The following is a 2252-nucleotide window of genomic DNA, read 5'->3' as shown; positions in this document are numbered from 1 at the left end:
CCCTCTTGGGCATGTCGCCGGGGCCTGCGATGATCCGCCAAGACCTCGATATCACTTACACCATTGTTTGGTCACTGGCGCTGGCCAATGTGGTCGGCGCGGGGCTTTGCGTGCTCTTGTCGGGTCAGATCGCGAAACTAACGACAATCCGTTTCACGCTATTGGCACCCTTTCTGTTTATGCTCATCGCCTTTGCCGCCTTTCAGTCGCGCATGTCCTTTGGTGATCTGATCGCGCTGGTTTTCGTCGGCATCATCGGCATCTTGCTGCGCCGTTTCGATTACTCGCGCCCCGCTTTCCTGATCGGCTTCGTACTATCCACACAGGCCGAGCAATTCGTGAACATGGCGACCCAGATCGGCGCATCTCGGTTCCGGCGTAGTTTCGAGGCGGGGATCGATTACCTGGTCTCGCCCATCACCGTGACGCTCTTGATCCTGACGGTGCTGTCTATCGTCATCGGCATCCGCCAAGCCAAGAACATCCGCGAGAATATCGCCACACATACCGGCACGAAGCGTGCCCCAATGCTGTTTCTGGGTGCGATCACTCTTTATGTCGCCATCGCCACCATCGATGCCTCCACTGTCACGCGTTTTGGCGACAAGGTCTTTCCGCTGAGCGTGGGGATCGTGACGCTGATCGGTTGTTTGGCACTGATGGCGCGGATGATCCTGCGCCCCGAGGCGGACGATGTCTTCATCGATATGGAGACCGGCGGCGATGATGGTAAGGCGACGCATTCTCTTTGGGGAACCTTGGCGTGGTTCTTGGGTCTGTTGGTGCTGACGGGGCTTTTTGGCTTCATCATCGCGCTGGCGATTTTCATGCTGGCTTTCTTTCGCATCCGCGCACAGGTCAGCTGGACGCACACATTATTGCTTTCGGCCCTTGCCATCGTTTTGATCTGCGGGCTGGCATGGGTCTTGAACCGGGATTTCCCGCCGGGGCTGCTGCAGGAGGTGGTGCGCTTGCCATGGCCATTGCGGTAAGCCTATTGGCGGTTGGCCGCAAGCCGGTGAACCACAAAGCTGGGCCAGATCACGGAGACAACGTCCCATGCTGTCGAAAGCCTTAAGCGATCCGCGCCGCCGCGTCTTGACAGTGGGGTTGGCGCTGATCGGCACGGGGCTGTTCTGGACGCTCTCCTTGCCGCTGCCCTTCTTGTTCGGGCCACTTTTTGCCTGCCTTCTTGCATCTTTGGCGGGGGCGCCCCTGAAAGGTCTGGGGCAGGTTTCGGTCGCGGCGCGCACGATCTTGGGCGTGGCGGTGGGGGCGTCGCTAACCCCCGAAGTGGTGGCGCGGGTGCCGCAGATGGCGGCCTCGGTCGCGCTGATCCCGCTTTATGTCGCCGTGATCGGGCTGGTGGGCGTGCCCTTCTTTCGCAAGGTCTACAAGTTCGACTGGGCGACCAGCTGGTATGCCGCGATGCCCGGCGGGCTGCAGGACATGGTTGCCTTCGGGCAAGAGGCGGGGGGCGATGTGCGCGCGCTCAGCCTGATCCACGCGACACGGGTCTTGATCATCATCACGGTCGCGCCGGTGATCTTGACCTTGGGCTTTGGGGTGACGCTCGACAACCCTGTCGGCGCGCCCGCAGCCGAGATCCCCTTGCATGAGCTGGCGATTATGGCCGCCGCCGCGCTGATCGGCTGGAAGGGCGGCGAAAAAATCGGGCTGTTCGGCGCCTCGATCCTTGGGCCAATGATCCTCACCGGGGCCGTGTCGCTGACCGATATCATCCACTACCGCCCACCGACCGAGGCGATATTGGTGGCGCAGTTCATGATCGGGATCGGTATCGGGGTCTGCTATGTCGGCGTAACGCTGCACGAGATCCGGCGCGATGTTTCGGCGGGCGTGATCTTTGTGTTGATGCTGGCAGGTCTTGCTGCGCTTTTCACCGAGGTGGTGGTGCTGTTCGGACTGGCCCCCGCAGTCGATGGCTTCATCGCCTTCGCACCCGGCGGTCAGGCCGAGATGACGATGCTTGCGATCATTGTCGGGGCCGATCTTGGCTATATCATCGTGCACCACTTGACGCGGGTCTTGCTGGTGATCTCGGGCGCCCCCATCCTTGCGCGACGGATGGGGCTGCGAGAGAGGCAGGAGAGGGAAAGGGACGGGGAGGGCAGGCATTAAGCTTTGGTTATCCGTCGTAAGGGCAAAACGCTTTTTCCGAATTCCGGTGATCGCCGCAATCTTGCCCGAGTCGGTGCCGCTGCCAGACCCGTTCGATCTGCATGATCTTT

At 61.1% G+C, this 2252-nt stretch carries 2 protein-coding genes; both read left to right on the top strand.

All coding sequences use genetic code 11. From position 1 onward, the window contains the following. The coding region (locus tag ACTG4J_RS15230) for a tripartite tricarboxylate transporter permease (protein WP_439140582.1) at positions 1–992 on the top strand (992 nt) is incomplete at its 5' end. Between the two features lie 67 nt (positions 993–1059). Continuing rightward, on the top strand, positions 1060–2142 hold the full coding sequence (locus ACTG4J_RS15225) for an AbrB family transcriptional regulator (RefSeq protein ID WP_439140581.1): 1083 nt from the start codon (positions 1060–1062) through the stop codon (positions 2140–2142). Positions 2143–2252 lie beyond the last annotated feature (110 nt).

The organism is Roseicyclus sp., from assembly GCF_965662675.1.
Taxonomy (GTDB): domain Bacteria; phylum Pseudomonadota; class Alphaproteobacteria; order Rhodobacterales; family Rhodobacteraceae; genus Roseicyclus.
This window is presented reverse-complemented; position numbering and strand designations above follow the sequence as displayed.